We start from the raw sequence: 25,614 nt of genomic DNA on the forward strand, positions 1-25,614 counted from the left end.
ACGCCGCGCGCTACCAGCGGTCGCATGCCCAGATACGCGCTAAAAGTAGAATACCAAGGGGAACCGTTTGCCGGTTGGCAGCGGCAAAAGGACTTGCCATCGGTGCAGGGCGCGATCGAGCAGGCCCTGTCACGCATTCAACCCGGTGAGCACACGATTGCCGCCGCAGGGCGCACCGATGCGGGTGTGCATGCGTTGGGGCAAGTGGCTCATTGCGACATGGCGCGCGATTGGGATCCGTTCCGCCTGTCCGAGGCGCTGAACTATCACCTCAAACCGCAGCCTGTCGCCATTATTAAGGCCGTACGGGTGGATGATGACTGGCATGCCCGGTTCTCGGCCATCGAGCGGCAATATCTGTTCCGCATCCTGATGCGGCGCGCACCGGCGACGCATGACAACGGGCAGGTCTGGCGCATCAATCATAAGTTGGACATCGGCGCGATGCAGGCCGGGGCGGATGAGCTGATTGGCCGGCACGATTTCACCACGTTCCGGTCATCCATTTGTCAGGCCGCCAGCCCGGTGAAAACGCTGGACGAACTGCGGGTGGAACAGGTTCAGGGCTTTTCAGGTCCCGAAGTGCATTTTCACGTTCGCGCCCGGTCGTTCCTGCACAATCAGGTGCGCAGCTTCGTGGGCACTCTGGAACGTGTTGGTGCAGGGGCGTGGACGCCCGAGGATGTGCGCGACGCGTTGGAGGCTGCGGATCGGGCCGCATGCGGTCCGGTGTGCCCGCCGCAGGGGTTGTATCTGGCGCGGGCTGGCTATCCTGAACCGGTTTTTGACTAGATCAAAGCGCCCGCAACAATAGCCCGCTGGCAACAACGGCGATCAGCAGGCCCGCCATCAATTCTATCGTTGGCGCCAGGATCGAGGCAATCCGGGTGGCCGACGCTGACGCCAGCAAACCGCCGCGCAAACCAAACGAGGTCCACCCGACAAGCGTTGTCACGGTCGCTGTTCCCAATGCCATTGCAAACGCCCCGGCGATTCCCACTAAGGCGATGCCCATCTGCCAGGTCAGGATCAGAACGAACAACGCGCCCGTGCAAGGCCGCGCGGCAATCCCGACGATCAGAAGCACTGCTTCGCGCAGGCTTGCGACATTGGCGACTTCGTCCGGCGTCGGGCCGTGTTTATGCCCGCAATCGGCGCAAGTGCCATCGTCGTGATGGTGGTGATCATGATGGTGGTGGTGATCATGAAGGGTCTTTTCGCTGCGTCGCCGCCGGGCAAAGCTGCGCAAGGACCGGAACACCAACCACAGCCCAATCGCGGCAATCGCGGCGTAGCTGACCGGGGCCATGATTTGCTCGGTCGTTCCGACCAGGCTCTGCCGAGACATCTGAAACACCAGAACTCCGGCGTAGACCAGCACAACGGCGGTAACGGCCTGACCCAGACTGGACAGCACGCTGATTGCCGAAAGGCGCAAAAAGGCCACCTGTCGACCCAACCCGTAGCCGCCGATCAAAACCTTTCCGTGACCCGGGCCGATAGCGTGAAAAAATCCGTAAGCAAAGCAGACGGTTAGCAAAGTTGCGACCGCCTCTGGCTGTTCCGCCCGTACAGCGCGTAACCCGCGCGCGATCTGGTTTTGAAACTCGCGCTGTTCACCAGCTGCCCAGGCGGCAAGCTGGTCGAATCCACCGCTGCCCCAGAACCAGAGCAGTACACCCCCTGCCAAAACAACAGGAACAATCAGGTATCGGGACATGACACCAGAATCTCGGTCGCAAAGCTTTCGCCGACCAGGGGAATATCGTTTTCCTCAAGGTCATAGTCAGCGTCAAGCGTCCGCAAGAACGCCTGCATCTGTGCCAGCTGGCCGTCAATATCGGCATCGATGCGCTCGATTGAGCAAACGGCAGGGCCCGATACGGTGACCGGACGGGCGACTTCGTAGGCAGTATAATAGCTCTCGTCATACGGTTTCGCGGACAGCGCATGTGCCGGTACCGGCCCGCCTTCGACCGCTCGCAGATGGGTGGTCACAATGCGACCGTCCTCGGTGACAGCCGTGGCCTGCATTGGACCAGACAGAAGAACCGGTTGACCGTCGGCCTGCACCACGAGATCGCCGTTGTAACCCTCCATCCACTGGGCATCGAACCCGGCAAGAACAGCCTCTTCCGCTTTGGTCAGATTCCCATCGCCATCCTGATCCAATTTATACTCTTCGAGCTGAAACAATGAGTAGAGCTCATCATAAGCCCAGGTGACACGCACATGTGTCAGGTTACCGGCCTCATCCACGATGAATTCCAGCCCCGTGTCGATAAAGACATGCGGGTGCGCCAGTGCCGGAAGCGGCACACAGCAGGTCAGAAATGTCGCCAGCCATCGCATGAGGCGAAGATAGGTCGCCTGCCACCGGACAGCAATGGCTTTCCGGTCTCAGACGCAGGAACCCGCGCGTCAACTTACGTGGGCGGGAACAAAACCAGTGTTTGCAACGCCGTGCCGACCGGGCCTTCGGTGTCATAAAGCACTGTTTGCGACATGCCGATCCCCGTCGGCTGCCAGCGCGAGAGTGACTGCGCCGCGAACCAGCCCGGCAGCGGTTCGCGGTGGATCTGCATCGTCAGATCCGTGTTCATGAACCCCATTTCGGAAGTGGGTGCATTCCACGAGATACCGTTGCCACAATCGGCCAACGGGCACAGCGCCTGAATCGGCGATGGCGTTTCGCCATCGAGTATAGCGGGAGTATTCATCCAAACGGTTTTGGGTCCGGCCCCTTGATTGCCTCCCTTCGGGTATCTGACGTCGGCGAAATGCGCGAAACAAGGCAGGTTGTGGCGAATCTCTCCTATCGGGAACGGGCCCTTTACGGCGTCCGCCAGCAGAATTGGTTCTGACGGAGCATCCGGCACGGGCCCAAGGTTGCGGCGCACCATGTGCATGGTCGAGGCGCTGGCACAAAGCGTCCCGTCCAGATCGTGCACCGTTACTCGGGTCGTTGCCAGGGTTTTGGTGTGCCGCGTGGTTTCCGCCGCGACATGCAACCCCGACAACGGCACTGCGCGTATCAGATCCACGGTCAGCCGTGTCAGCATCTTGTCTGAACCAACCTCGGCCTCGGCGGCGCGCGTGATAAGGCCGGCAATAGGACCCGCATGACAGTGATCTGCCGACCACGGCCCACGGGCGGGATCGTTTCCGACGAAAACCCCACCCTCTGAGACATGAAAGAAACTGGGCTTGGACTGCGCGTCTGTCATTGTATTTCGATCAGACCTTTTCCTGCGTGTATTTCTTCAATTCGGCCCGCGCCACCTGCCTGCGATGCACCGCATCCGGACCGTCCGCCAGTCTCAGCGTCCGAACATGGGTCCAGGCCGTCGCAAGTGGTGTGTCCTGACTGATCCCCTGCGCTCCGAACATCTGCGCTGCCTCGTCGATGACCTTGAGCGCAACCCGCGGGGCGATGACCTTGATCTGACTGATCCACGGTGCGGCAGCGCGGGCGTCGCCCTGATCCATGTACCAGGCCGCCTTGAGGCATAGAAGGCGGGCCATTTCGATCTCCATCCTGCATTCCGCAATGATGTCGTAGTTGGCCCCAAGCTGCGCCAGCTTCTTGCCGAACGCCTCGCGCTGAAGCGACCGCTTGCACATCTGTTCCAGTGCAGTTTCGGCCTGCCCTATGGCGCGCATGCAATGGTGGATACGGCCGGGCCCCAGACGGCCTTGCGCAATCTCGAAACCACGTCCTTCGCCCAGCAGCATGTTCTCGGCCGAAACACGCACATCGGTGAACCTGATATGCATATGGCCGTGCGGCGCATCATCGTGGCCATAGACCTGCATCGGACGCAATACCTCGATCCCGGGCGTGTCGGCGGGCACGACGATCATCGATTGTCGCTTGTGTTTCGGCTGCTCGTCTCCGGCGGTCTTGACCATCACGATATAGACTTTGCAACGCGGATCGCCTGCCCCGGACGCCCACCACTTTTCGCCATTGAGGACATAGGCGTCGCCATCGCGCACGCAGGACATCGAGATATTGGTGGCGTCGGACGAGGCGACATCCGGTTCCGTCATCAGATACGCAGACCGTATCCGACCATCCAAAAGTGGCCTGAGCCACTGTTCCTTCATCGCGTCAGTGCCGTAGCGTTCAAAGACCTCCATGTTGCCGGTGTCGGGGGCAGAGCAGTTGAAAACCTCGGCCCCCAGCGGCGTCTTGCCCATCTCTTCGGCGAAATAGGCGTATTCAACCGTGGTCAGGCCAAACCCCTTGTCGCTGTCGGTCAGCCAAAAATTCCACAGACCAGCGGCTTTGGCCTTGGCCTTCAATCCTTCGAGTATGTCCGTCTGCCGCTGCGTGTACTGCCAGCGGTCGCCCTTGCCGACCTCGGCCTGATATTCACGCTCCAAGGGCATGATGTCATCCCGGATCATATCCGCCACCCGGCTCAACAGAACGCGGTTTTCCTCGCGCAGCCCGAAAGACATTGTCATTGCTACTACTCCTACGCCCCGCAAACCGGGCTTTACCTTGGGTCCGAGAATGACTTAGCTGCCGATACCATGTCTACCCGCGTGACGGGACGTCACCTGCAACCAAAACAAGGGCACGCAAATGGCACTATTGATCGAGACGGGCCTGACCGGCTGGATAAGCGACAGCGACATCGCACAAGAGGTCCGCAAACGGCTTCCTGACGCGGATGTGCGTACGCCTGATACGATCGGGGACGCCTCAGACATCACCATGCTGGCGCTGGTTGGATTGCAGGACGATCAGCCGAGTCGCCTGCCCAACCTGAAACTGGTTCAGAAACTGGGGGCTGGCGTTGAAACCATCGTCGGCAATCCGAAATTGCCAGACCATGTTCGCATTGCGCGGCTCAAGCCGGATGCGCCTGCTCAGGGCATTGCCGAATGGTTTGTCGCCTATATCCTGCGTCAGCAACGGCACATGGCGTTCCATGAAAGCGCGCAGACGCGGGCCGAGTGGTCCCCGAAAGCGCCGGTCAGCACGCCTGACACCGTGGTAGGCGTGCTGGGGCTGGGTCACATCGGCGCGCGAACGGCCATCATGCTGCGCGCTGTTGGATTCCAGGTTCTGGGATGGAGCCGCTCGCCCAAAGTTATCGAGGGCGTGACCTGTCTGCATGGAGACGACGCGCTGCCCGAGGTACTGGCACACTGCGATCATGTCTGTGCCATCCTGCCATCGACACCGCAGACAGTTGGGCTGTTCGGCAAGCAGGTGCTGTCGATGATGAAACCCGGCAGCCAGTTGCTGAATGCCGGGCGCGGCGATCTGATCGACGAGGACGCCCTGATCGCTGCTTTGGACAGCGGGAGCCCAGGGCATGCGGTATTGGACGTGACCAGTCAGGAACCACTGCCACCCACAAGTCCGCTATGGGCCCATCCGGGTGTGACGATCACGCCCCATGTCTCGGGCTGGCATCTGGGCGACGCGCTGGCGGATGTGGCCGAAAACTTCCGGCGGCTCAGCACCGGCGCGCCATTGCTGCACGAGGTCGACCGAGAGCGTGGCTACTAGCCGGGACGCCCGGTCAGGGTGTCATGACCCACGCGCCGCTTGCATCACGACATCTGCGGGTGCGCACCTCACGGGTCTGATCGGCACCGTCCGGACGGATGAAATGCTGCAAATGCACGCAGTTGTCGCGGACTTCCCGGACCCGAATCGTGCCTTTGGATCCGGTGGCGTCATTTATCCACTCGCGTTCGGTTCCAACACCGGGTGCGCCATTGGCGAACATTGAGTCCGAAGTCGCGCTCAGAACCTCAAAATCGGCCGGGCTCAAGCCCATTTCCGAGATTATTCGGGACAGAGGTTTTGCCTGAACAGCGCAGCTTAGGCTAAGGGCAGCGCAGGCTGCCAGTGTAGTGAAAATCCAAGCCTTCATAATGGCCTCATGAAACTGAAAAAGGTTTGGGTTCAACACTATACCGCGCGACGCCCGGGGCCAAGCCCCGAGTGATATCTTCAAAATTTTCAGAACAATCCTATTGGCAGACCGCCGCTAGGCCAGGTTGCCGGTTATCCGCATAGTGCCCGGACCACCAACCCGAGGCATTCGATGGCACAACCGAACTACTATGCGCCGACCGGCGGACACCCCGGCCAGGATCAGCTTTTGACAGACCGCGCGGTGTTTACCGACGCCTATGCGGTCATCCCCAAAGGCACCATGCGCGACATCGTCACCAGCTACCTGCCCTTCTGGGAAGGCACACGCCTTTGGGTTCTGTCGCGCCCCCTGAGCGGTTTTGCCGAGACGTTTTCGCAATACATCATGGAGGTTCAGCCCGGTGGCGGCAGCGACCGTCCCGAAACCGACGCGCAGGCGCAGGCCGTGCTGTTTGTCGTCGAGGGCACCGTGACGCTGGCCTTGGGTGGCGAGACTCACAATCTTGAGACCGGCGGATACGCGTATATCCCACCCGGGTCGGATTGGACCTTGCACAATACCGCTGACAGCGTTGCTCGCTTTCATTGGGTTCGCAAAGCCTATGAGCCCGTACCGGACCTGCCCCTGCCGGACCCGATTATAACCAATGAACGCGATGTTACGCCGATCGAAATGCCGGGCACACAGGGCCGCTGGTCCACCACCCGTTTCGCCGATCCACAGGATGTGCGCCACGACATGCACGTCAATATCGTCAATTTCGAACCCGGCGGCGTGATTCCCTTTGCCGAAACCCATGTGATGGAACACGGGCTATATGTGCTTGAAGGCAAGGCGGTTTACAGGCTGAACCAGGATTGGGTCGAGGTTGAGGCCGGCGACTATATGTGGCTGCGCGCCTTCTGCCCGCAGGCCTGTTATGCCGGTGGTCCGGGCCGCTTTCGCTATCTGCTCTACAAGGATGTGAACCGACACATGCCGCTGAGCCTGTCACCGCGCTAACCCTCTTCACGGGCAAGGGGTTCACATAAGCCTCGGAATCTGTTGAAATACGGCGGAAATTTCAGCACTGGAGACATTCGATGTTTTTGCGCGGAACGATTCTGGCCATCGCGGCCGTGGTTGGCCTGACGGCCCTGGATGCAACGCCGGTTGCGGCGAAGGAAGAAACCAAATCCGTCTTTGTCATGAGCCGCACCTGGGCGGTGACCCAAGTGTCCGATGAACCCGTCATTTACCGGGCGACGCGCGACAACAACAACCTCAACCCCTTTGGCCCGCCGCCACGTCTGCGCACCATTCAGGCAATTGCCGCGATCCAGCAGGCAACCGGGTGCAAAGTGATCGTCCCCAGCATGTATCAGAACATCTCGGGTCAGTTCTTTTCGCAGGTCAGCTGCGGCTGAGATTGGTACAATACTTTCATTGAGGTCGCCTGTTTCGCCTGCCATAGCTTGCGCATGAAACTCGCGATCAACGGATTCGGCCGTATCGGCCGCACGATCTTGCGGCAGCTGCTGGCCCAGCCGCGCGGCGGTGATATCGAGCTGGTGCTGATCAATGATATCGCGCCGCTTGAGACCTGCGCCTACCTGTTCCAATACGACAGCACGTTCGGCCCCTATCCCGGGAAGGTGCTGGCTGAAGGCGATGCGCTGCAGGTCGATGGGCAGGCATTTCCGGTCACTCACAGCGCCGATCTGGCCAATGTGGACCTGAGCGGCGTCGACGTCCTGCTGGACTGCACCGGCGTTGCCCGCACATCGGATGTCGCGCGTCGCGGGCTGACCGCCGGGGCGGGCAAGGTTCTGATCTCGGGGCCCTCACCTGCTGCCGAGGTGACCGTGGTTCTGGGCGCGAACGAAGATCAACTGGGCACCGCCCGGATCGTCTCGAACGCCTCATGCACAACCAACGGCCTTGCGCCGCTGGTCAGGATGCTGGACGAAATCGGCGGCATCGTCTCGGGGCATATGACAACGATCCACTGTTATACGAACAGTCAGCCCATGGTGGACGCGCCGCGTGGCGATCTGGCGCGTTCTCGCGCGGGGGCGTTGTCGATGGTGCCAACCACGTCAAGCGCCACACAGTTGATCGATGTTGTGCTGCCGCATCTTGCGGGCCGCATCTCGGGTGCTGCAGTGCGGGTGCCAACGGCCAGCGTCTCGGCTGTGGATCTTGTTGTTTCGCTGGATCGAACCATGGGCACAGGCGCCTTTGATGCCGCGCTGCGTCAGGCGGTCGACATCTCGGCTGTACTGGGTTGGACCGATATGCCGCTGGTGTCATCAGACCTGAGGGCGCGTCCTGAATCGCTGGTCATCGCAGGCCCCGAGACGCGCGCGGTCGGGGACCGCCAGTTTCGCGTCTTTGGCTGGTATGACAATGAATGGGGCTTTTCCGCACGTATGCTGGACGTGGCTCGGCTGATGGCCCAAACCGGTTAGAACCGCAGCACCTGATCGGCGCTGCGGTAAGTGCTTAGCTTATTCCGACGGCAGGCTGCCCGAGCCATGACCGGCCATACCGCCCGAGACTTCCTCGGTCGACTCAGCCGCCAGCTCTTCCGGCAACAGCAAGTTCAGAACAATCGCGATCAAAGCCGCGGGTAACAAGCCGCTGGTCATCAGAATGCGCGGTGTGTCCGGCAGGTGCTGCACTGCGCCGGGCTCAAGTTGCAGCCCCAGACCGATGCTCAGCGAGATGGCAAAGATCACCATGTTGCGGCGACTCCAGTTCACGTCGGACAGCATCGAGATACCGGCGGCGACGACCATACCGAACATCACGATCACACCGCCGCCCAGAACCTCAATCGGAATGGTACGGATGATGGCACCGACTTTTGGAACCAGCCCACACAGGATCAGGAACAGCGCTCCGCAGGTTACCACATGGCGGCTCATCACGCCGGTCATCGCGATCAGGCCAACGTTCTGGCTGAACGAGGTGTTGGGAAAGCCGCCAAAAATACCTGCAACGGCAGACCCCAGACCATCAGCGTAAGTGGCACCGGCGATCTCTTGGTCGGTTGCCTCACGACCTGCGCCGCCTTTGGTAATGCCCGAAACATCGCCCACGGTTTCCACCGCCGATACAAATGACATCAGGCAGAAACCGATGATGGCGGCGGCAGAGAATTCAAACCCGTATTTGAACGGTACCGGCAGCGCGAATGCCGCAGCGCGACCCCAACTGGTTCCAATTGCCTCAAAGGTGACCATGCCCATCAACAGAGCGTAGGCGTAGCCAACAGCCAGACCAACCAGAACCGCCGAAACCGAGAGCATCCCGCGCGTGAAGAATTTCAGCCCGAGTGTGACGACAACAACGACCAGCGCGGCAGACCAGTTCAGTAACGAGCCGTATTCGGGCGTTCCGATGGCGGGCACACCGCCGGCGGCGTATTGGATACCGACCTTGACCAAGGCCAGACCGATCATTGTTACAACAAGGCCTGTCACCAAAGGCGGCAGCGCAAAGCGGATCTTGCCGATGACCAGCCCCAGACAGGCGTGGAACAAGCCGCCGATCAGCACGCCTCCGAACAGAGCGGCCAGCGCGTCGACGCCTTTGCCCGCAACCAGCGGGATCATGATCGGCAGGAAGGCAAAGCTTGTGCCCTGGACAATGGGCAAGGCGGCCCCAACCGGCCCGATGGTCACGGTCTGCAGCAGGGTCGCAAGACCGGCAAACAGCATCGACATCTGAATCAGATACAGAAGCTGCGGAAAATCAGGCGAGTTCGAGCCAAACCCGAACCCGGCGGCCCCGGCCACGATAATCGCGGGCGTCACGTTCGAGACGAACATCGCCAGAACATGTTGAATGCCCAAAGGGATCGCCTTGTGTAACCCGGGGGTGAAATTTGGATCCCGAAGTTGCTCGGGCGTTCCTATCGAAGTGTCGGCCATGGTCTTGTTGTCCTCCCTAAGATCCAATGGGGTTCTTGCCGTTTCTGCGTCGGCTTCAGCTTTGTGGTTCGATTACCTGGTAAGCTTCGTCGAACCAGTATTCTTCAAGGTTGGGGCCGTCGCCGATGCGGTCGACGACCGCGAACAGTCCCGGTGCGTACAGGGGTGTGAGAACCCCGTGCCACGTACTGCGATGGTAGTTCACCGCCTGGCCCGGCTGCGTGACGAACGCCCTCGGAAGACCCGGCTTGCCTCCCTCGTCCGGTGCCACGATGACCAGAAAGGGCTGGTGAGACATTGGGATGAAAGCCTGACTGCCATCCGGGTGGCGTTCGACCATGTCCAGCGGGTAGGGCAACGCCCTTGGATTGGCGTTGAACAGGCTGATCCCGGCGCGGCCATCCGAAAAGTCGAGCGAGGCACGATCGTGATATCGCCCGCATTGACCCTGATTGATGATCTTGTCGGGCTCACCGGTCACCTCCATCAGATCTCCGAATGGCGCGAATGCCTTGGCCGAGATCGGTTCGACGACGATCTGCAGGCTCATGACGGCAACAAGTCGCGCAGGCGGAATTCGGCAATGCGTTCGACCTGACGGCACGCTTCGGCAAATTCGGTCGCACGATCCTGTTCGATCCGGCGTTCAAACGCCCCAAGGATCGAGGCCTTGTCATGGTCGCGCACCGCGATAATGAAGGGAAACCCGAATTTTTCGATGTACTGCGTGTTCAGGTCGGTAAAAGCTTGCCGTTCCTGATCCGTCAAAGCATCCAGACCGGCTGAGGCCTGCTCAGACGTGCTTTCCGCCGTCAGACGTTTGGCCTGTGCCAGTTTGCCCGCAAGATCCGGGTGCGCGGTCAGGACGCCCAGACGCTCATCCTCGGTCGCGGATCGGAACATGCGGGTCAGCGCGTTGTGCAAACCCCCAGCGGTGTCGTGGGCCGGGCCTAGTTCCAGATCATAGGCCCGTTCCGCGATCCAGGCGGAATGCTCGAAGATACCGCCGTAAGTGTCGACGAATTCGGACCGCTGCATCAATGACGGTTTCGCGGCTGACTGCACCGGATGTACCGCCGCCCAGTGACGAGCGATCTGCTGCCGTGTCGCGAACCAGACATCGGAAAACCCGCCCGCATAATCAAGAAACCGCTTTAGCGCCATGACGCGGCCCGGGCGGCCGATCAGTCTGCAGTGCAAACCGATCGACAGCATCTTGGGCGAACCAGCCTCGCCTTCTTCGTAAAGCGCGTCGAAACTGTCCTTGAGATAGGAATAGAACTGATCGCCCGAGTTGAATCCCTGCGGTGTGGCAAACCGCATGTCGTTGCAATCCAGCGTATAGGGCACGATCAGCTGATCGCGTTTACCGACCTTTGTCCAGTAGGGCAAATCGTCGGTATATGTGTCTGCGGCATAATCGAAACCGCCTTCTTCGGCCACAAGACGCACGGTATTCTCGGAGCACCGTCCAGTATACCAGCCATAGGGACGCTCGCCGACAACTTCGGTATGCAGGCGGATCGCTTCGGCGATCTGGGCGCGCTCTTCGTCTTCCGACATGTCCTTGTGCTCGACCCATTTCAGGCCGTGGCTGGCAATCTCCCATCCGGCGGATTTCATTGCCGCAACCTGATCGGGCGAACGTGCCAATGCGGTCGCCACGCCGTACACCGTGATCGGAAGGTCCTTCATCAACCGGTGCAGACGCCAGAACCCGGCGCGCGCGCCGTATTCATATATAGACTCCATGTTCCAATGGCGTTGACCCGGCCATTGCGCCGCGCCGACGATCTCGGACAAAAATGCCTCGGATGCGGCATCGCCGTGCAGGATGCAGTTCTCACCGCCTTCTTCATAGTTCAGCACGATCTGAATCGCGATCTTTGCACCGCCCGGCCATTGGGCGTTTGGCGGGGTGGCTCCGTATCCGATCATATCGCGGGGATAACGAGGAGGCTGCATGCTGTTTTCCGTCTTGGTCTATTCAGTTCACACAGCTTTAGCGCAGAATTGCCGGTAGAATTATCAAATCAATCCGAACGCTGTTTCCATTTCTTTCGGCATTCCCAAATGCTGCGGTTTCAAATCAGAGTGTCTCAAAATATACCTGTCGGCGCAGACCATCCGGCTGCGAGCACAAATGGCGCGAACAAAAAGAAGGAGGTTCCGGTGGCTGGATACCTGACAACCCACGTTCTGGACACGGCACGCGGCTGCCCGGCCCAAGGGCTGAAGATCGCGCTCTATAAGGTGGACGGGACCACGCATCACAAACTGGCCGAGACCGTGACCAATGCCGATGGCCGCACGGACGAACCGATCCTGCCGCAAGAGACTTTTGAAACCGGCACCTATGAACTGGTGTTTTTCGCCGGAGATTACCTGCGCGCAACCGATCAGACCGCCGAAGAGCCTCTGTTTCTGGATCAAGTGCCAATCCGGTTCGGTATGTCGGATGCCGAGGCGCACTATCACGTGCCGCTGTTGCTTTCGCCCTACGGCTATTCGACCTATCGCGGCAGCTAGAGGACCGCTGCTGATCGACCCCGCCTCTAGGCGGTTTCTTCGACGCTTCGCACGACCTTGCTGATCCGTTCGATCATGAAATCCATGAACAACCGGGCTTTGGGATCCTGATGCCGACGATGGGTATAGAGGCACGCCATCTGTACCGGAACCGGAGGCGTCTGTTGCGCGACAGACACCAACCTTCCGGCTTTCAGGTGATCGGCCACCTCGAACATCGGCTTCATTGCGATCCCTTGCCCTGACAGCGCCCAATCCGTAAGCACGTCCCCGTCATCACATTCAAAGCGCCCGGTCACGGCAAAGCGATTTGGGCCATCTGGCGTTTCCAGTACCCATTGGAACTCGGTCGCGCCGGGATAGCGCAGGTTCAGGCACTCGTGCTTGTCTGCAATCAGATCCCGACCGGTTTGCGGCATCCCGCGCCGATCCACATAATCGGGCGCGGCACACAAGACCCTTTGGCAATCCGCGATCTTGCGAATGCGCAATGTGCTGTCTTCTGGCTGACCGATGAAAAAGGCCAGGTCCAGCCCTTCGGTTGTCAGATCAACGGATCGATCGGTCAATCGCAGCCGCACATCAATCTCAGGGTATTCGGCAAGAAAATCTGGCACGTTCGGGGCCAGCAAGCGCCGCCCGACGCCAAGCGGCGCTGCAACGAACAGCGATCCGCGCGGCGCCTCGGTCAAATGCGTGACCTGCGCCTCGGCCTCATCCACCGCGTCCAGCACCGACACCGCGCCGGGGTAGAACGCCTTGCCCTGTTCGGTTGGCGACAGGTTCCGCGTTGTCCGCTGAAAAAGGCGAACCCCGAGATGATCTTCGAGCTGCGATATTCGGGCTGAGGTCACTGCGGGAGAAATCCGCAGGTCACGCCCGGCAGCAGACATGCTGCCGAGATCGTAAACCCTGACAAAAGTGCGTATGTTGTCGAGATAGGACATCTTTTCGATTTTTTTGATACAGCTTGGCAATATATGGGAATACCGAATAAATACCCGCTTGCCTAGTGTGGCCCCAAGCAATCGGAGACATCACCAATGTACGACTTCGCCGTGTTCTGGGATTGGATGGCTTTTGCCGTGCGCTGGCTGCACGTCATCACCGCAATCGCCTGGATCGGATCATCCTTTTATTTCATCGCGTTGGACCTTGGCCTGAACCGCGACATTCCTGGCCCAGCGGATGGCGAGGAATGGCAGGTGCATGGCGGCGGCTTCTATCACATTCAGAAATATCTGGTCGCGCCCGAACGGATGCCGGACCATCTGACCTGGTTCAAATGGGAAAGCTATGCCACCTGGCTCAGCGGCGCGGCGCTGCTGATGCTGGTCTATTGGGTCGGCGGAGAGCTGTACCTGATCGACGCACAAAAGGCCGATCTGGCGCTGTGGCAGGGTATCCTGATCTCGGCCGCTTCGCTGACGGTGGGTTGGCTGATCTATGACTACCTGTGCAAATCGGGACTGGGTGAGCGCCCGACCCTGCTGATGGTCTTGCTGTTTGTGCTGCTGGTGGTGATGGGCTGGGGGTACAACCAGATTTTCACCGGGCGCGCAATGATGCTGCATCTGGGCGCGTTTACCGCCACAATCATGACGGCGAACGTGTTTTTCATCATCATGCCCAACCAGCGCATTGTGGTGGATGACCTCAAGAACGGCCGCACGCCGGATCCAAAGTACGGCAAGATCGCCAAGCTACGCTCGACCCACAACAACTACCTCACCTTGCCGGTCGTGTTCCTGATGCTGTCGAACCACTATCCGTTGGCCTTTGCGACCGAATACAACTGGATCATTGCGTCGCTGGTGTTCCTGATGGGCGTGACGATCCGACACTATTTCAACACCCACCATGCCCGCGCGGGCAACCCGACCTGGACATGGCTTGTGACCGCGCTTCTGTTCGTCGCCATCATGTGGCTGTCCACTGCGCCGATGTACAAACCGGTCGAGGAGGCCGAGGCTGAACCACTGACACCCTACGAGCAGCGGTTCGCCGCTGCCGAGGGTTTCGACGAGGCACATGACATCGTGTTGGGCCGCTGTTCAATGTGCCACGCCCGCGAACCGGTGTGGGACGGCATCCTCTGGGCCCCCAAAGGCGTTCTGCTGGAAACCGAAGGTGACATCGCCCGGAATGCGCAACAGATATATCTGCAGGCAGGTGTGACGCATGCCATGCCGCCCGCCAATGTGACCTATATGGAACCCGAGGACCGCGCCGTGATCATCCGCTGGTTCCGCAATGCGGATTCCTAGTCCGTCTACGCGCCTGATTTTGTCGGCTACAATACCAGTGCCGCGTGATTAATCCTTCCCCTGAAGCCAAACAGATGCTCTAAGTTGAACTTAACCGGCCGCACCGATGGGTATTTCGCGGCAATAACGATTTCAGCTTGGGGCAGTTGAGACATATGATGACAAGGGGCAGACCGCAGCGCGTTCTGAGAGGCTGGATTTTCGCTGCACTGGCTACCCTGTCCCCGACGCTTGCAACCGCCCTTGAAATCAGCCTGTCCGCACCCGGCGCACCAAAGGAATTGGTCGAGCGGCTGGAAGAAACCTCTTCCGTCTTTACAGCAGATTCACGCGGGCTGGATACTTCGCTGGAAATCCTGTCCGCTGCGCTATCCGATTACCGCACCATCGTGCAGATCATGTATGACGAGGGCTATTTCGCCCCGGTCGTCAGCATCAAGCTGGACGGTCAGGAAGCCGCCGACATCAACTCGCTCGAAGCACCGCCACAGTTCAAGCGGGCCGTCATTCTGGTCAATCCCGGACCGATATATACATTTGGCACCGCCATCGTGCAGCCCCTGTCGCCCAATACCGAACTGCCCCCCGAATATGCGACCGGCAAACGCGCCACGACCGGCGCGATCCAACAAGCGGCCTCGGCCGGTGTGCAGGGCTGGAGGAATGCCGGTCACGCCAAGGCCGATGTCGAGGATCAAAAGGTCATTGCCCGACACACCCAGAAGAGACTGGATTCCCAGATCGATCTTGCACCCGGTCCCCGTCTGACATTCGGCAAGATGTTCATCGATGGCGACACAAAGGTGCGTCGCCGCTCGATTGAAAAGATCGCAGGGTTCCCAACCGGTCAGGTCTATTCTCCGGAAGAGGTCCAAAAAGTCGGCACACGCCTGCGGCGCACCGGAACCTTTGCGACGGTGTCGATCAAGGAACGCGAGACCCCCAATCCGGATGGCACTCTGGACTTTGACGCGACTTTCGAAGACCTGCCGCCGCGCCGGATCACCTTTGGGGCCGAGATCGCCTCGCGCGACGGGGTGGACCTGACGGCCACTTGGACACATCGCAATGTGTTCCGACGCGCCGAGAGGCTGCGCTTTGAACTTGCCTTGCGCAATATCGGTGGGGCGGAAGATCTGGATGGCAGGATCGGTCTGCGGCTGGATCAACCCGACCGGCTGGGTCCCGATGACAACACATTCTGGAGCGCCCTGCTGGAGCGCCGCAACACAGAAAACTATAACGTAACCATCGCGTCGCTGGCCTATGGTGCGCGCCGTACCTTTTCCGACAGGTTATATGCCGAGGCATCAGCTGGTTTTCAGTGGTCCGACGCCGACGATGCATACGGAGATGGGCGCAAGTTTCGTTATTTCATCCTGCCTTTCCGGTCGGAATGGGACCAGCGAGACAGCAAAGTCAGCGCCACGCGCGGGTTCTATCTGGATTCGCAAGTGATGCCATTTGCAGGCTTTTCGGGAACCGACTCGGGCGTGCGAATGTTTCTGGACGGACGCGCCTATACCAGCCTTGGAACCGGCGGCCGTCTGGTATTGGCCGGTCGCGTACAACTGGGTTCGGTCTTGGGCCCGTCTGCGTCCAACGTGACACCTGACTTCTTGTTCTTTTCCGGTGGTGCCGGAACCGTACGCGGCCAGCCCTATGAAAGCCTCGGCATTCCTGTTGGCGACGAGGTCGCAGGCGGCAGATCCTTCCTTGGATTTTCCGGCGAGGTACGCGGCAAGGTGACCGAAACAATCTCGCTGGTCGGGTTCTACGATTATGGCGCGGTCGATGGTTCTGCGTTTGTCAGCACAAACGCAGAAGTCCACTCTGGCGCGGGGATTGGGGTCCGGTATGATCTTGGGGGCTTTGGCCCGCTGCGATTTGACCTTGCTGTTCCGGTTCAGGGTGACACCGGCGACGGGCTTCAGTTTTATTTAGGGATCGGACAAGCCTTTTGATGCGTCGTGCTGCATATCCGCTGCTGCTTGGTTCGGTTGTCATCGCCGCGCCGATGCCGGTTGCCGCGCAGGACGACGGCGGCGGCAGCATGATCGAACGCTTCCTTCAGGACACGCTGTCGGGCGACGATCAGAACGTGCGTGTTGTCGGGTTGGAAGGCGCGCTGAGTTCGCGCGCCACGATACAAGAGATCACGGTCGCCGACGACGAAGGTGTCTGGCTGACCATCAAGGGGGCCGAGCTGGACTGGAACCGGCTGGCCCTGCTGCGCGGACGCTTCTCGGTCAACGCGTTGGTCGCGCAAGAGATCGACATCGCCCGAGCGCCTGGAACAACAACCAAAGAAGCCCCGCCGCCTTCCGCCGAAACTCAACCCTTTCAATTGCCCGAACTGCCGGTGTCGATCGAGATCGGAGAGTTGCGCATAGATGATCTTTCGCTGGGCGAGCCGCTGATCGGCGTCGCCGCTGACCTGACGGTCGATGGCAACCTCTCGTTGGCAGATGGGACGCTGGATACCACCTTGAACATCGACCGGCTGGACCGGGCGGGGGATTCGGTGAACCTGACCGCCGGTTTCCAGAATTCCAGCCGAGAAATCACCCTGGACCTGACCGTGGCCGAGGCATCCGGCGGGCTGATTTCGACCGCGCTGAAGATCCCCGACAGCCCCCCGATCGGGCTGACAGCCAAAGGGTCCGGGCCAGTCACCGATTTCACCGCCGATATCGGGCTAAGCAGCTATGATCAGCTGCGCGTGACCGGGCAGGTCCGCTTGCGTGCGGCCCCGACAGCAGCCGCAAGCGCCGATGAGGGCATCGCCTTTTCTGCCGATCTGGGGGGCGATCTGACGCCGTTTCTGGCCGACGAGATGGACACGTTCTTTGGAACAGATACGAAACTGTTTGTTGACGGGCGCACCTATTCCGACGGCGCACTGGATATTTCCGATATCGAGATCACCGCTCAGGCACTGACGCTGGAAAGCCAGCTTAGCCTTGCGGCGGGCGGCGCCCTGGAACTGGTTGCTGTACAAGGTCGCATCACCCCGCCCGAAGGGGATCAGGTTGTCCTGCCGATCAGCGGAGGGGACACCGCGATTGGCGCGGCTCAACTGTCAGCCCTGTATGATGTGAAGAACGGCAATCTTTGGGACCTGAGCTTAACGGCCAACGATATTAAGGCCGCTCAGATCAATCTGGAACGAGCGCAAGTATCGGGACAAGGGACGCTGGACCAAAGCGGCGGGCTGACCATCGATGGCGATGTTCAGGCCGCGCTGGACGGGATCGGCCTGTCCGACCCCGGGCTGAATGCCGCGGTTGGTGACCGCGTGACACTGGACGGACAGTTCGATTATGGCAGCGACCAGACGGTGAAACTGTCGGGGTTCGAGATTGTCGGCAGCGACTATGCGCTTGAGGCTGATGCGATCATCAGCGGCCTTGCGACCGGCTTGCAGATCGATGGATCGGCAGAACTGTCAGCCGATGATCTGTCGCGATTTTCCGAAGTGGCCAAGCTGGACCTTGGCGGCGAAGCCTCGATCCGGGTTGAGGGGACCGGGTCATCTCTGGAACGCAGCTTTGACGGCAAGGTCACAGTCAGTGGACGGGACCTTGTGACCGGGCGCGACGACATCGACCCGGTGATCGAGGGTGAAACCGACATCACACTGGATGCCAAACGGGCCACGGATGGGATCACGATCCGAGACTTTACGATTTCCTCGGCGGCTTTTGACGCTCAGGCCAATGGCGTGGTGACCACACCTGACGGGAACCTGACCATCGACGGGCAAGCCAGCATCAACGCAAACGACTTGTCGGTCTTTTCCGGCCTCGCCAAACGCGAGCTAAGCGGTTCCCTGCAGGCGCAGGTGGATGGCAGCGGAACAGTCCAGACCTTGGAATTCGACGGAACCGCCAGCGTGATCGGAGATAACATCCAGACAGGTATGGCCGAGTTTGACCCGCTGTTGACCGGACGAACCGCGATTGAGTTCGACGGCGCGCGCACCGGCGACCAGATCGTGATCCGCAAAGCCACCGTCAACGGTTCTGCCCTGACAGCCGAGGTTGCAGCCACCATCGACGACCCGACTGGCGACATTGCAGTTGACGGACAGGTGAAGCTGAACGCGCCAGACCTGTCCTTATTCTCGGGCATCGCGAAGCGCGATCTGGCTGGGTCCGTTCGGGCGGACGTCAAAGGCAGCGGCCAGCAGACAGATCGGACATTTGACGTTCAGGGCAACGTCACCGCCAATGATATCTCGACCGGCATTGCTACTGTCGATGATCTGATCGCAGGTCGTACCACTCTGAACGTGGACGCGGTGAATGACGAACAAGGGTTGAACATCCGCACCTTCCGCCTGAACGGAACTGCGCTGACAGCCAGTGCTTCGGGCAAGTTGGACCGTACGCAAGGGGGCTTGGATTTTTCGGCCGCGCTGGACGATCTCGGGCGGCTCTCTCAGACCCTCAGCGGGCCGCTGAAACTGGACGGAAACGTTGCCCCGACAGGCTCAGGGCTCGAGGGCGACGTCAGCCTGCAAGGCCCCGACAGTTCTTATGCCAATCTGACGGGTACAGTGACCACCGAAGGCGCCGCCGATCTGAAGTTCGAGGCGCGTCTGAACAAGATCGAGCGTTTCGCGCCCGAATTTCCTGGCACCATCGCAGCCAATGGCACCGCACGTCGCGACGCGGGTGTCTGGACGATCAGCGCCAAAGCCGAAGGACCGGCCCAGATCAACAGCACAGTTGAGGGTACCTTCGATGAATCCGCCGGTACCGCGGATCTGACCATGAAAGGCGGCGTCAATATCGGCATTGCCAACAGGTTTATCACCCCAAACACGATCGAAGGAACTGCCAACTTTGATCTGGCACTGAAAGGGGCGCCGTCACTGGATGCGCTGAGCGGGACGATCACGACTTCGGGGACAGCCATGGCGCTGCCATCTGTCGGCCAGACCATCACTGGCATCGGCGGGACGGTGACCCTAGCCCAAAGCCGCGCGACGATTGCGATGCAGGGCGGCGTTCGCGCGGGTGGTGGATTTACCATCAACGGCCCGGTTGGCCTGACGCCTCCCTTTGACGCCAATATCGTCACGTCGATCAACAATCTGGTTCTGACCGATGATCTTCTCTACGAAACCACGCTAAACGGCCAGATCGCCGTGAACGGTGCATTGGCGGGCAACAGTTCGATCGCGGGGCAGATCAATTTCGGCGAGACGAATATCAACCTCGCCGCCGCTGCCGGGGCTGTTGGCGCAGCCCCCATTCCACCGATCGAACATATCAATGAAAGTTCGGCCAGCTATGTCACCCGCGAGCGCGCGCAGCTGGTGGTCAAGGAAGAGGCCAGCAAGGGCGCGTCGCGCATCGCGCTGGATATCAACCTATTGGCCCCCAAAGCCGTTTTTGTCCGCGGGCGCGGCGTCAATGCCGAACTTGGCGGGCGCATCCAGATCGGCGGCACCACGTCTTCCGTGGTGCCCTCCGGTCAGATTGAGTTGATCCGGGGCCACATCGACATCCTTGGTCGCCGGTTGGCGTTGACCAAGGGTCTGGTGACCCTGCAAGGCGACCTGACGCCGTATATCGAGTTCGAATCCTCCAGCAGCACCTCGGACGGAACCGCCACGATTGAAATCGCCGGACCGCTGGATTCGCCGCAGGTCGACGTATTCTCGGACCCCGAACGCCCCACCGAAGAGGCGTTGGCAATGTTGCTGTTTGGCAACCGGTTCTCAGAGCTTTCGCCCTTTGTAATCGCGCAGATGGCAGCGTCGCTAGCGCAGCTCAGCGGTGCCGGAGGGGACGCAACCAAAGGTGTACGCGAGGCCACCGGGGTCGATACGATTGATGTCGGCGCAACGTCCGGAGGGGCCGGGCGGCTGGGGGCCGGTGCCTATCTCAGCGACAACCTCTACACCGATTTCACCGTAAACACCGAAGGCGATACCGAGGTGAACCTGAACTTGGATGTCACCGACAGCTTTACCGTCCGCGGGACCGTGGACGGGCGTGGCGAAACCGGTCTGGGTATCTTTTTCGAACGGGACTACTGAGCCCGCGGGACCGCTTAGCGGCGAATGCCGATGGGCCGACCGATCTGGGCCTCTGTTTCCAGCACTTTGTGATCGGCAACCATCTGCGACAGGCGCGCAGCGGCCCAATCCGGATAGGGCACTGACCGGCCCGTCTCGTGACTGACATTCATGAACAGCGCTTCCTGCGTTGCGCAGACCTGTCCATCCTGATCCGAGATCATCTGAGCAAAGTAGTGACCACGCTTGTGATCAGCGTCCAACATCCGAAACCGAAAGGAAAACGGTGTGTCGGCCACAATCTCGCGCAGGAAGTGTAGGTGGGATTGAATGATATACGGCCCGTGCCCATAGGCCTGAACCTGCCCCTCGCCCAGCCCGAGGTGATCGACCATTAGGATTTCCAACGCATTGTCGAAAGCCACGCCGTAGTAGCCGACATTCATATGGCCGTTGTAGTCGATCCAGGTCGTATCAACGGTAAACCCCATGATTTCGACAGGGGCGGGATATGGGCCGTCATAACCCGTAGGCGATTGGTGCGTCATTTGGACTGTTCTCCGTACGTGCAGCCCATCAAGGCAATAAATGCGAAGCTTGTCCAGAACACCGAAAAAGGGCCGGTCCAAAGACCGGCCCTTCAATTGCGTCAATTCGCGTCAGAAGTTGAAGCGAACACCAAAGTCGGCCAGGATTTGCCCGTCACCTGCACGACCCACTTTCTCGTGTCCGACAGCGCCGCGCAGCGATGCACCGCCACCCAGATCGTAGATCATGCCAACACCGTATTGCTGCGTATCGCCTTCTGCCGAACCGTCACCATAAGACGCGGTCAGCGTGGTCGCAGCTCCGATGTTATAGGCCAGCGACAAACCATAGGCGGTGCCGTCAGTTTCTTCGCCAAAATCGTTGTCTGGCGTGTCACCGTCACGTCCGACGAACACGGTGCCGTTGAAATTGCCGAATTCGGCACCCAGGGCCAAAACGATCAGGTCCTGATCGCTGGCACCACCAACGCCTTTTGTCTGACCATAGATCAGTGTAGCCGAGTAGTTTTCGAACCCGTAAGTCGCGCTGACATCCCAACGGTCCGCCCCGTCAACGGCATCGCTGTCATAAGAGGCACCGAAGGCAAAATCACCAACCGCATATTGGAAGAACAATGCGTTAGCGCCAGTTCCGGTCGAGCTGTATTCGAGAAACTCGTAATCTACGCCCGAATACTGGCCCAAGAACTCCTCAAGTCCCGGCTCGGTGCCGAAGTAGAGATCCGAGTTGTCGAAGGCGCCCGAGACGTTGCCCGCGTCAACACGCAGTCCACCATAGATCACCGAGAAGCGCGCGCCGTTGAGTCCTGCGCGACCGGCTTCGCCTGTGCTGCTGTCTTCGTCGGCCTGAAGCCGCACACGCGCCGAGAATTTGACGCCACCGTTGGTTTCTGCGTCTCCGTCGATGTTCAGACGAAAGCGCGAAACCAGAATGGTGTCATCGACGTTCGCGTCAGTCGAACGATCTTCCTGATAGCCGATACCAAACCGGGCGAAACCACCAAGTCTTACTTCCGCTGCGGCGACGCTTGCAGTCGCAATCAGCGCAGTAGTTGCGAAGAGAACATGTTTCATGTCGTTGTCCGTAAATGTGATTGAGTGAGCTGGAAATTCTGGCTCGCTGTCTATTCCGGCAAATCCCGAGGACCCTCAAGACGCCCCGGTTCATTTCCTGAAGGCCGGGCAATTTTCTGAGGTGCCCAAAGAACAGGTTTTGTCTGTTTCCCAGCATTCCGGAAAGGCGGTCCGACGTGTTCTGTGGGCGTGAATCGTTGATCAAAAATCGACTTAAAGCGCTATTTTTTAATATAAATTCTCGAACCTGATTGCGCGAAAAGACACCAAAGACCTCGGTGATTCACTCGGTTCCCGAGAGTTGTCGTTATCACCCGAACGGAGCGCCCAAAAGACCGATAAGCCACAGTTTTCGAGTTCAATTTATTTTGTGCAGTGCCGGCCCTTGAAACGTATCGATCTGATACCAAGGGGTCGCGATGTTCGCGCAGACCTTAGGGCCAAAGCCGGTATTTTCCGCGCAGCCAAAGGCAGAAACCTCAGGAATGGCCACCATTGCAACAAAAAGGGGCGGCCCTGTTCAGAACCGCCCCTTAGCGTACCGGTCTTAGACCCCGCTATTCCGCCGCGATGGCGTCCTCGATCTTTTCGACGCGAATCGCCGAGAACTTGAACTCGGGGATTTTGCCATACGGATCGATCGCCGAGTTGGTCAGAATGTTCGCCGCCGCCTCAACATAGGCAAACGGGATGAACACCATATCCTCGGCAATCGCCCGGTCGGCGCGCACCATGATCTCGATAGAACCGCGGCGCGTGGTCAGACGAATCATCTCACCGGGCTCAATGCCCATCAGTTTCAGCGTGCGCGGGTTCATCGAACAGTTCGCTTCCGGTTCCACCGCATCCAGAACGTTTGACCGGCGGGTCATTGATCCGGTGTGCCAATGCTCCAATTGACGTCCGGTGGTTGCGATCATCGGGTACTCATCATCCGGGGCCTCATCCGGCGGGATGACGCTTGCCGGAGTGAATTTCGCCCGCCCTTCGGCGCGCGGGAAGCCATCGCCAAACACAATCGCCTGCCCCGGATCGGTCTCGGACAGCGACGGATAGGTGATGGTTTCGGTCTTCAGCCGATCCCAGGTGATATTGTCGAGCGAGTTCATCGTCAGCTTCATCTCGTCGAATACCTGAGACACATCAGTGTAATCCCAGTTCAGACCGATCCGCTGTGCCAATTCGACCGTGATCTTCCAATCCTCGCGCGCCTCACCCGGAGGGGTCACTGCAGGGCGCACCCGCTGTACCTGACGGTTGGTGTTCGACACGGTGCCGTTCTTTTCATACAGCGCCGAGGCGGGCAGGATGATGTCGGCATAGTTCGCCGTCTCGGTCAGGAAGATATCCTGCACGATCATCAGATCCAGCTTGGCCAGCGCCTCGCGCGCGTGGTTCACATCGGGGTCGGACATGGCCGGGTTTTCACCCTGAATGTACATGCCCTTGATGTTGCCCGCATATGCCTGATCGATGATCTCAGTGACGGTCAGACCCTTCTCGTTCGAGAAATCGTCCGAGTTCCAGACGTTGTTGAACTTGGCGCGGATACCGTCATCGGTAACCGATTGATAATCCGGCAGGAACATTGGGATCAGGCCCGCATCCGAGGCCCCCTGAACGTTGTTCTGACCGCGCAGCGGGTGCAGACCCGCGCCGGGTTTACCAACATTGCCAGTCATCAGCGCGAGGCTGATCAGGCAGCGCGAATTGTCCGTGCCGTGGATATGCTGGCTGACGCCCATACCCCAGAAGATCAGACCGGCCTTGGCCTGCGCAAAGGTGCGCGCGACGCGGCGCAACTGATCCGGTTCGATGCCACAGATCGGGGCCATCGCTTCGGGCGTGAACTGGCGCAGATGCTCTTTCTCGGCCTCCCAGTTCTCGGTCCAGCGGTGGATGTATTGGCTGTCGTACAGCTCTTCCTCGACGATCACGTTCATGATCGCGTTGAGCATCGACACGTCAGCGCCCGGACGGAACTGCAGCATTTCATCAGCGAACTTGCGCATACCGACACCACGCGGGTCCATCACGATCAGCTTGCCGCCACGCTTGGTGAACTGCTTGAAGTAGGTCGCCGCAACCGGGTGGTTCTCGATCGGGTTGGCGCCGATGATGATTACGACGTCTGAGTTCTCGACCTCATTAAAGGTCGCGGTCACGGCACCCGAGCCGACGTTCTCGATCAGAGCCGCAACCGACGACGCGTGGCACAGGCGCGTGCAGTGGTCGACATTGTTGTGCTTGAAGCCCTGACGGATGAACTTCTGGAACAGATAGGCTTCTTCATTGGTGCATTTGGCCGAACCAAAGCCTGCAACCGAGCGCGGGTCTTCGTCGCGCAGGGCTTTCAGCTTGGTGGCGGCCAGATCCATCGCCTCTTCCCACGTTGCTTCGCGGAAGTGGGTCGAAAGATTGCCCGGATCGACGTTCAGCCCCTTTTCAGGCGCATCTTCGCGCCGGATCAGCGGCTTGGTCAGGCGATGTGGGTGGTGGATGTAGTCGAACCCGAACCGGCCCTTTACACACAGGCGGCCTTCGTTGGCGGGGCCGTTTATGCCCTCGACATACTTGACCTTGCCGTCCTTGACCTTCAGCGAGACCTTACAGCCCACGCCACAGAACGGGCAGACGCTTTCGGTTTCGCTATCGTAATCCTTGCTGTCGCCGCGCTGTTGGTCGTCCAGCACAGTCGCGGGCATCAGCGCGCCGGTTGGGCAGGCCTGAACACATTCACCGCAAGCCACACAGGTCGATGTGCCCATCGGGTCGTTCTGGTCAAACACAACCTGCGAGGTGTGACCGCGACCGGCCATGCCGATCACATCATTCACCTGCACTTCGCGGCAGGCCCGAACGCAGAGGTTGCAATTTATGCAGGCGTCCAAATTGACGCGCATCGCAACGTGGCTGTCATCCAGCAGCGGGATTTTCTCGGCCTCTTTCGCCGGAAAGCGGCTGTCGCTGACATCGTTCAGCTTGGCCATATCCCAGAAATGACTGGATGTGTCGTGCGCCTCATCCGGCTGATCCGCGACCAGCAATTCCATGACCATGGCGCGCGATTTCTCGGCCCGGTCGCTGTCGGTCTTGACCACCATCCCCTCGGCCACCGGACGAATGCACGAGGCGACCAGCGTGCGCTCACCTTCCACCTCAACCATACAGGCACGGCAGTTGCCGTCCGGGCGATAACCCGGCTGCGGTTTGTGGCACAGGTGCGGGATGGTGAAACCCTGACCCTTGGCGGCTTCCCAGATGGTCCAGCCTTCGGGCACGGTGACATCTTCGCCGTTCAGGTTGAAGGTGACGGTCTTGTTTGGGCTTGCATCAAGCATG

Annotated in this window: 21 protein-coding genes; 9 read left to right on the forward strand and 12 right to left on the reverse strand. The window is 59.8% G+C overall.

The genetic code is table 11. The features are described from left to right. Window positions 1-24: 24 nt before the first annotated feature. Window positions 25-792, forward strand: a complete 768-nt coding sequence (truA, locus tag ACR0LX_RS08835; RefSeq protein ID WP_480783372.1) for a tRNA pseudouridine(38-40) synthase TruA — start codon at window positions 25-27, stop codon at window positions 790-792. A gap of 1 nt (window position 793) precedes the next feature. Here the strand turns inward: truA and ACR0LX_RS08840 are convergent, their stop codons facing one another. From ACR0LX_RS08840 to ACR0LX_RS08855, 4 genes are all read right to left on the reverse strand, one after another. Next, window positions 794-1,720 carry a nickel/cobalt transporter gene (locus ACR0LX_RS08840; RefSeq protein ID WP_480783373.1) on the reverse strand — a complete coding sequence of 309 codons (927 nt, stop codon included), beginning with the start codon at window positions 1,718-1,720 and terminating at the stop codon, window positions 794-796. Beyond that, a complete protein-coding gene (locus ACR0LX_RS08845; RefSeq protein WP_480783374.1) occupies window positions 1,705-2,352 on the reverse strand; it encodes a DUF1007 family protein in 648 nt (215 codons plus the stop codon). Before ACR0LX_RS08845 ends, ACR0LX_RS08840 begins: the two co-directional genes overlap by 16 nt. A 74-nt stretch (window positions 2,353-2,426) precedes the next feature. Continuing rightward, window positions 2,427-3,227, reverse strand: coding sequence for a thioesterase family protein (locus tag ACR0LX_RS08850; protein ID WP_480783375.1), 801 nt, complete (start codon window positions 3,225-3,227; stop codon window positions 2,427-2,429). Between the two features lie 10 nt (window positions 3,228-3,237). Further along, complete coding sequence (locus ACR0LX_RS08855) at window positions 3,238-4,473, reverse strand: acyl-CoA dehydrogenase family protein (RefSeq protein ID WP_480783376.1); 1,236 nt, start codon at window positions 4,471-4,473, stop codon at window positions 3,238-3,240. 121 nt (window positions 4,474-4,594) lie between these two features. Here ACR0LX_RS08855 and ACR0LX_RS08860 point away from each other — a divergent pair, with 121 nt between their 5' ends. Continuing rightward, window positions 4,595-5,530, forward strand: coding sequence for a 2-hydroxyacid dehydrogenase (locus ACR0LX_RS08860; protein ID WP_480783377.1), 936 nt, complete (start codon window positions 4,595-4,597; stop codon window positions 5,528-5,530). 13 nt (window positions 5,531-5,543) lie between these two features. Here the strand turns inward: ACR0LX_RS08860 and ACR0LX_RS08865 are convergent, their stop codons facing one another. Then, window positions 5,544-5,900, reverse strand: a complete 357-nt coding sequence (locus ACR0LX_RS08865) for a hypothetical protein (RefSeq protein WP_480783378.1) — start codon at window positions 5,898-5,900, stop codon at window positions 5,544-5,546. Between the two features lie 174 nt (window positions 5,901-6,074). On the opposite strand from ACR0LX_RS08865, the gene ACR0LX_RS08870 reads away from it, so the two are divergent. The 3 genes from ACR0LX_RS08870 (at window position 6,075) to ACR0LX_RS08880 (ending at window position 8,356) form a co-directional block, all read left to right on the forward strand. Next, window positions 6,075-6,908, forward strand: a complete 834-nt coding sequence (locus ACR0LX_RS08870) for a bifunctional allantoicase/(S)-ureidoglycine aminohydrolase (protein WP_480783379.1) — start codon at window positions 6,075-6,077, stop codon at window positions 6,906-6,908. Window positions 6,909-6,988: 80 nt separating this feature from the next. Continuing rightward, window positions 6,989-7,312, forward strand: a complete 324-nt coding sequence (locus ACR0LX_RS08875; protein ID WP_480571897.1) for a hypothetical protein — start codon at window positions 6,989-6,991, stop codon at window positions 7,310-7,312. Window positions 7,313-7,366: 54 nt separating this feature from the next. Then, window positions 7,367-8,356, forward strand: coding sequence for a type I glyceraldehyde-3-phosphate dehydrogenase (locus ACR0LX_RS08880; RefSeq protein ID WP_480783380.1), 990 nt, complete (start codon window positions 7,367-7,369; stop codon window positions 8,354-8,356). A 39-nt stretch (window positions 8,357-8,395) separates the two neighbouring features. On the opposite strand, the gene ACR0LX_RS08885 is transcribed toward ACR0LX_RS08880, so the two are convergent. The 3 genes from ACR0LX_RS08885 to puuE are packed head-to-tail and all read right to left on the reverse strand — an operon-like array spanning window position 8,396 to window position 11,788. Continuing rightward, window positions 8,396-9,823, reverse strand: a complete 1,428-nt coding sequence (locus ACR0LX_RS08885) for a nucleobase:cation symporter-2 family protein (RefSeq protein WP_480571891.1) — start codon at window positions 9,821-9,823, stop codon at window positions 8,396-8,398. A gap of 55 nt (window positions 9,824-9,878) precedes the next feature. Further along, on the reverse strand, window positions 9,879-10,373 hold the full coding sequence (locus tag ACR0LX_RS08890) for an ureidoglycolate lyase (protein ID WP_480783381.1): 495 nt from the start codon (window positions 10,371-10,373) through the stop codon (window positions 9,879-9,881). Beyond that, window positions 10,370-11,788 (reverse strand): allantoinase PuuE, encoded by a 1,419-nt coding sequence (puuE, locus tag ACR0LX_RS08895; RefSeq protein WP_480783382.1) that lies wholly within the window; start codon window positions 11,786-11,788, stop codon window positions 10,370-10,372. Before puuE ends, ACR0LX_RS08890 begins: the two co-directional genes overlap by 4 nt. Window positions 11,789-11,995: 207 nt before the next feature. Here puuE and uraH point away from each other — a divergent pair, with 207 nt between their 5' ends. After that, on the forward strand, window positions 11,996-12,352 hold the full coding sequence (gene uraH / locus ACR0LX_RS08900) for a hydroxyisourate hydrolase (protein WP_480783383.1): 357 nt from the start codon (window positions 11,996-11,998) through the stop codon (window positions 12,350-12,352). A 26-nt stretch (window positions 12,353-12,378) separates the two neighbouring features. Here uraH and ACR0LX_RS08905 read toward each other — a convergent pair whose 3' ends face one another. Beyond that, window positions 12,379-13,299 carry a LysR family transcriptional regulator gene (locus tag ACR0LX_RS08905; protein ID WP_480783384.1) on the reverse strand — a complete coding sequence of 307 codons (921 nt, stop codon included), beginning with the start codon at window positions 13,297-13,299 and terminating at the stop codon, window positions 12,379-12,381. A 96-nt stretch (window positions 13,300-13,395) separates the two neighbouring features. Between ACR0LX_RS08905 and ACR0LX_RS08910 the strand changes: the two genes are divergently transcribed. The 3 genes from ACR0LX_RS08910 to ACR0LX_RS08920 all read left to right on the forward strand — a co-directional run bounded on the left by ACR0LX_RS08910 (window position 13,396) and on the right by ACR0LX_RS08920 (window position 20,671). Continuing rightward, window positions 13,396-14,619, forward strand: coding sequence for a urate hydroxylase PuuD (locus ACR0LX_RS08910; protein WP_480783385.1), 1,224 nt, complete (start codon window positions 13,396-13,398; stop codon window positions 14,617-14,619). A 158-nt stretch (window positions 14,620-14,777) separates the two neighbouring features. After that, on the forward strand, window positions 14,778-16,583 hold the full coding sequence (locus ACR0LX_RS08915) for an autotransporter assembly complex protein TamA (RefSeq protein WP_480783386.1): 1,806 nt from the start codon (window positions 14,778-14,780) through the stop codon (window positions 16,581-16,583). Next, window positions 16,583-20,671, forward strand: a complete 4,089-nt coding sequence (locus ACR0LX_RS08920; RefSeq protein WP_480783387.1) for a translocation/assembly module TamB domain-containing protein — start codon at window positions 16,583-16,585, stop codon at window positions 20,669-20,671. Before ACR0LX_RS08915 ends, ACR0LX_RS08920 begins: the two co-directional genes overlap by 1 nt. 14 nt (window positions 20,672-20,685) lie before the next feature. On the opposite strand, the gene ACR0LX_RS08925 is transcribed toward ACR0LX_RS08920, so the two are convergent. The 3 genes from ACR0LX_RS08925 to fdhF form a co-directional block, all read right to left on the reverse strand. Beyond that, the gene (locus ACR0LX_RS08925; protein WP_480783388.1) at window positions 20,686-21,198 is read right to left on the reverse strand and encodes a thioesterase family protein; all 513 of its coding nucleotides are present in this window, start codon (window positions 21,196-21,198) and stop codon (window positions 20,686-20,688) included. A 111-nt stretch (window positions 21,199-21,309) separates the two neighbouring features. After that, complete coding sequence (locus tag ACR0LX_RS08930; protein WP_480783389.1) at window positions 21,310-22,272, reverse strand: porin; 963 nt, start codon at window positions 22,270-22,272, stop codon at window positions 21,310-21,312. A gap of 557 nt (window positions 22,273-22,829) precedes the next feature. After that, a complete protein-coding gene (gene fdhF / locus ACR0LX_RS08935; protein ID WP_480783390.1) occupies window positions 22,830-25,613 on the reverse strand; it encodes a formate dehydrogenase subunit alpha in 2,784 nt (927 codons plus the stop codon). Window position 25,614 lies beyond the last annotated feature (1 nt).

It is taken from the genome of Ruegeria sp. CH11, assembly GCF_056537105.1.